The organism is Micrococcus sp. HMSC31B01, assembly GCF_001816085.1.
Taxonomy (GTDB): domain Bacteria; phylum Actinomycetota; class Actinomycetes; order Actinomycetales; family Micrococcaceae; genus Micrococcus; species Micrococcus luteus.
Genome location: NZ_KV825229.1, coordinates 1 through 4,712 on the forward strand (window position 1 = coordinate 1; position 4,712 = coordinate 4,712).

7 protein-coding genes are annotated in these 4,712 nt (G+C 74.2%); 4 read left to right on the forward strand and 3 right to left on the reverse strand.

Features of this window, described 5'->3' with window-relative positions; all coding sequences use genetic code 11:
* Positions 1 to 483 (forward strand): GNAT family N-acetyltransferase (locus HMPREF3105_RS08560; RefSeq protein ID WP_070709249.1); only part of this gene is annotated, 483 nt, incomplete at its 5' end.
* A 12-nt stretch (positions 484 to 495) separates the two neighbouring features.
* Here HMPREF3105_RS08560 and HMPREF3105_RS08565 read toward each other — a convergent pair.
* Positions 496 to 1,026 carry an SgcJ/EcaC family oxidoreductase gene (locus tag HMPREF3105_RS08565; protein WP_069941206.1) on the reverse strand — a complete coding sequence of 177 codons (531 nt, stop codon included), beginning with the start codon at positions 1,024 to 1,026 and terminating at the stop codon, positions 496 to 498.
* A 28-nt stretch (positions 1,027 to 1,054) separates the two neighbouring features.
* Positions 1,055 to 1,195, reverse strand: coding sequence for a hypothetical protein (locus HMPREF3105_RS13260; RefSeq protein ID WP_168168005.1), 141 nt, complete (start codon positions 1,193 to 1,195; stop codon positions 1,055 to 1,057).
* A gap of 311 nt (positions 1,196 to 1,506) precedes the next feature.
* Here HMPREF3105_RS13260 and HMPREF3105_RS08570 point away from each other — a divergent pair, with 311 nt between their 5' ends.
* From HMPREF3105_RS08570 to HMPREF3105_RS08580, 3 genes are read left to right on the forward strand one after another with little or no spacing between them, the layout of a single operon-like run.
* A complete protein-coding gene (locus HMPREF3105_RS08570) occupies positions 1,507 to 2,757 on the forward strand; it encodes a polysaccharide deacetylase family protein (RefSeq protein WP_069941205.1) in 1,251 nt (416 codons plus the stop codon).
* Positions 2,758 to 2,767: 10 nt separating this feature from the next.
* A complete protein-coding gene (locus HMPREF3105_RS08575; protein WP_036339014.1) occupies positions 2,768 to 3,322 on the forward strand; it encodes a TIGR03086 family metal-binding protein in 555 nt (184 codons plus the stop codon).
* 39 nt (positions 3,323 to 3,361) lie between these two features.
* The gene (locus HMPREF3105_RS08580) at positions 3,362 to 3,670 is read left to right on the forward strand and encodes a DUF1801 domain-containing protein (protein ID WP_246830358.1); all 309 of its coding nucleotides are present in this window, start codon (positions 3,362 to 3,364) and stop codon (positions 3,668 to 3,670) included.
* A gap of 17 nt (positions 3,671 to 3,687) precedes the next feature.
* Here the strand turns inward: HMPREF3105_RS08580 and HMPREF3105_RS08585 are convergent, their stop codons facing one another.
* On the reverse strand, positions 3,688 to 4,485 hold the full coding sequence (locus HMPREF3105_RS08585) for a TVP38/TMEM64 family protein (RefSeq protein WP_036382340.1): 798 nt from the start codon (positions 4,483 to 4,485) through the stop codon (positions 3,688 to 3,690).
* Between the last annotated feature and the right edge of the window lie 227 nt (positions 4,486 to 4,712).

Genomic DNA, 4,712 nt, shown 5'->3' on the forward strand with positions numbered 1-4,712 from the left:
GCCACCTTCCCGGACGCCTCCCCGGCCTCGCTGCCGCGTGCCGCGGTGGACGCGCACATCGCGCTGCACCTGAGCGAGGCGGCCGTGGCCGCGTGGATCGCGGACCCGGAGCGGATCGTGCTCGTGGGCGCCGCGGCCGACGCCCCGGAGACCCTGCTCGGCTACGCCATGTACGAGACCGCCGCGACCCCCGAGGCACCCGTCACGGAGCGGCTCGGCGACGTGCCGGCCGGCCACCTCTCGAAGCTGTACGTGCTCGCCGAGGGGCGCGGCACCGGGCTGGCCGAGGCCCTCGTGCACGACGGCGTCGAGCGGCTGAGGCGGCTGGGGTTCCGGCACGTGTGGCTCGGCACGAACGCGCAGAACACACGGGCCAACCGGTTCTACGAGCGCCTTGGCTTCGCGACGATCGGGGCGCGGCAGTTCGTGGTCGGCGGGGAGCGCGTCGAGGACGACTGGGTGCGGCTGCTGACGGTGGAGTGAGCCCGCCGCCGCTCAGCAGGCCTCCGGGCCGTCGGGGTCGTCGTCGGGATCGATCCACGCCGACGGGTGGTAGTGCACCGCGGCCAGCCCGTCGTCGTCGGCCAGGTGGGTCTGCGCCTCGGGCACGGAGTCCGTGTTCTGCCCGGCTACCGCCTCCCACGCCCCGGCCTCGGTGCGGCGCACCACGAGCAGCAGGACGCCGGTGCGCTCGCCGGCCTCGTCGCCGTCGGGCGCGGTCTGCCCCGTCATGGTCCACGGCGCATGCACCACCGCCACGTCCCCGAGCTCGCGCACGCGCACCTGCCCGAGCACGAGCCGGGAGGCCGGGAACATCCAGCGGAAGCCGAGCGCGTGGTTCACCCGGATCTGCCGCCGCCGCGTCCACCACACGCCCACCACGTTCACGAAGTCCGCGTCCTCGGCGAACAGCTCGGCGAGCGCGTCGGCGTCGGCGGCGTTCCAGGCGGCCGCGAAGGCCTCGGCCACCGCGGCGGGGCCGGCCGGTCGGGCCGCGACGTCGGCGGTGGGGTCCGCGGGGGACATGGCTGCTCCTGGATCGGGAAGGACGGGTTCAGCGGGCGGGCCCGTAGGCCAGCATCAGCACGACGGCGGCGAACAGCACCGCCATCACGGCCAGGACCGTGAGCACGGCGCGCAGGGCCGCACGCGTGCGCGGGTCGACCGGGGGCGGTGCATCCGGACGTCGGGTCACGCTCGCCAGTGTGGCATGCGGCACGGCACGAGGGGCGCGTGCGTCGGCGCGCGTCGAAGGTGCCTCCCAGCCGGGGCTCAGTCGACGCTGACGCTGCGGATGTGGTTGCTGAACACGAAGCGGTCGAACACGGTCCGCGCCGAGCTCGGGTCGTCCGCGTGACCACTCTGGGCCGTCTACGGCGGATCGAGCCCCGCCGCCGGCCGGCCTCCCATGCCCGGCCGGTTCCCACCTCCGCCCGCCCGCCCGGCAGGGGTGGTCTCGGGCCGGGCGGCCTTGGGATGATGGGTGCCCCCGGAGAAAGGTGCCCGATGCCCCCGCCCGTGCCGCAGCCGACCCGCCGACAGTTGCTCCTGGCCGGTTCCGCCCTGCTCGGATCGGGACTGCTGGCCGCTTGCGGGCAGGACGGGGAGGACGCGGCGTCGTCGTCCGTGCCGACCTCGTCCGCGCCCACCTCCGCCGCCCCCGCTGGTCCGCCGCCCGCCGGCGAACCGGTGGCCTGGTCGGACGTGGCCCGGGTTCCGCACCTGTTCTTCCACTCCCTCGTGGTGGACCCGGCCCGCGCCTTCGACGGCGACGACAAGGCCGGCGGCTACCTGGACTTCATGGTCACGGTGGACGAGTTCGACGCCGTCATCCGGCAGGTCTACGAGCGCGGCTACGTGCTGGTCTCCCCGCACGAGCTGTACGAGGTGGGCGAGGACGACGTCGTCCGCCCGAAGACCCTCATGGTCCCCGAGGGCCGGACCCCGCTGATCCTCTCCCTGGACGACTGCTCGTACTACCTCTACATGGACGGCGACGGCTTCGCGGACCGCCTGATCGTGGCCGAGGACGGCCGCGTCCGCAACGAGTACACGGACGCCGAGGGCACCACGCACATCGGGGCGTTCGACGTCGTCCCGCGCCTGGACGACTTCCTCGCCGAGCACCCGGACTTCAGCCTCAACGGCGCCCGCGGCGTGCTGGCCATGACCGGCTACGACGGCGTGTTCGGCTACCGCACCTCGGCCCGCGAGTTCGGGGACAGCCCCACGTTCGACGCCGACGTCGCGGCCGCCACCGAGGTCGCCGACGCGCTCAAGGACAGCGGCTGGGAGTTCGCCTCCCACACGTGGGGCCACCGGACGGTGCCGAAGCTGACCATGGAGGAGCTCGAGTTCGACATGAGGCACTGGCACGAGGAGGTCGAGCCGATCCTCGGCCCCACGGACATGCTCATCTACCCGTTCGGCGCGGACGTCACCGGCCCCGGCAAGTACACGGAGGACAACGAGCGGTACCGCTACTTCCGCGAGCTCGGCTACCGCTCCTTCTTCCTCGTGGACGGCACCTCCAAGGCGTGGGGCCAGCTCGAGCCCGGCTACTACCGCGGCTCGCGCATCAACGTGGACGGCATCAGCCTCGCCGCGGCCGTCTCGGGCGAGCGGCCCGTGCTGGAGGAGTTCTTCGACCCCCGGTCCGTCCTGGACCCGGCCCGCCCCGAGTCCATCCGCGGCCCGAAGAAGCCGAGCCCGGCGCCGTCGTCGCCCGCCGCGGCCCCGAGAACCCCGCGACCCTGAGGAGAGCACCATGTCCATCCCCGCCACCGAGGTCGAGGCCCGCTGGAACGCGGCCGCCGAGCCGTTCACCGCCGTCGTCCGGGAGGTGCGGGACTGGGACGCCGCCACCCCGTGTGAGGGCTGGGACGCGCTGGACCTGCTGGACCACGTGATCGCCGGCCAGCGCGACTTCGCCGCCCGCCAGGGCCGGGAGGTGCCCCTCTTCGACGGGTCCCGCCAGCAGCTGGCCACCCAGTGGGCCAAGCACGCCGCCGCCATGTCCGCCCTCGCCGGTGACGAGGAGTTCATCATGCGGCCCATGAAGACCGCGCTCGGGGAGATGCCCGTGGGTGAGGCGTTGATCCGCTTCCACGCGTTCGACGTGATCGTGCACCGTTGGGACCTGGCCCGCTCGCAGGGCGTGGACGCGCGGTTCACGGACGCGGAGATCGACTGCGTGGAGGAGTCGCTGGAACTGTTCGGCGACGCCGCCTACACGCCCGGCATCCTGGGCGAGCCCGTCCCCGTGGCCGACGACGCCGACCGGCAGACCCGCCTGCTCGGTCGCCTGGGCCGTCGGGGCTGAGACCAGGGCAGGACCCGTCCCCGCACCCCAGGAGGCACCGTGAGCGAGTCCACCGGTTTCAGCGCCGCGGAGCAGGCCGCGATCACCGAGCGCGCGCAGGAGCTGCGCGCCCAGCGCGGCGGCAGGAAGAAGGCCGACGCCCTGCAGGACCTGCTGGTGAAGATCGAGGAGATGCCCGAGCAGGACCGCGCCATGGCGGTGGGGGTGCACCGGATCGTCACGGAGGCGGCCCCGGAGCTCGAACCCCGCACCTGGTACGGCATGCCCGCCTACGCGCGCGGCACGGACGTGCTCGTGTTCCTGCAGGTCAGCAGCAAGTTCGGCGTGCGGTACACAACCCTCGGCTGACGTCCGGCGCAGAGTGGTCACGACACGCCGCGTCGCGCACGCGGAGACGGCGTGTCCTGACCACTCCGCGGGCTTTCCGGCCCCTCCGAGCCCGCCGGCCCCTCCGCGGCCCGGGCTGCCCGTCGCCAGCGCCGCACCGCCCACAGGGTCAGACCGCCCACGGCGAGCCAGCCCACCCCGAGCAGCACGCCGTTCACGACGCCCGGGCGCACCGCGAACGCCCCCATCGCCACGAGGGAGAGCTGCCCGGGGATCACGCCGACCGCGGTGGAGCCGGCGAAGATCCCCAGCGGCACGGCGAGCGCGCCCGCCCCGTAGTTCACGGGCCAGTACGGCAGCCCCGGGGCGACGCGCAGGGTCAGCAGGGCGAGGAACCCGGTGTCCTCGAGCCGCCGCTCCACGGTCCCGGCGTGGCGGCCGAGCCAGCGCAGGACCACCTCGCGCCCGACCGCGCGCGCGATGCCGTACGCCCCGAGCGAGCCCAGCAGGGCCCCGACCACGGACAGCACCGTCCCCTCGATCGCGCCGAAGAGCACACCGGCGGTGACCGCCATGATCGTCACGGGGATGGGGGTGAGCGCCACGGCCGCGTACAGCACGGTGAACGCGAGCCAGCTCCACCAGCCGAAGCCGTCCAGCTGGGCGCGCAGCTCGTCCACACCGGGCAGGCGCACGGTGAGTGCCAGCCACACGAACGCCGCCACCACGAGGACGAGGGCGGCGGTGCGCAGGATCGACACCCCGCGGTGCCCGGTGCGGGCGGGCAGGGTGGAGGCGGCGCCGGAGTCGCGCGGCGGCACGGCGGTGGAGGGCATCGGCTCAGGCTACCGGCAGCCGCTCCCTCCGCATGTCCTCCCTGGTCTGCGGTCACGCCCTGCTCGGCTTCGGCGGATCACACGCGTGTGACTCATCCACACCTGTGGACAACTCTGTGGAGAACCCTGTGCACGCGGCCCGCCAGGTGTGGACGGAGGGGCTCAGACGGTGGACGCGCCGGGCGCGTCGTCGCCCGGCTCCGCGGCGCCCGGCCGCGCCTCGCCCG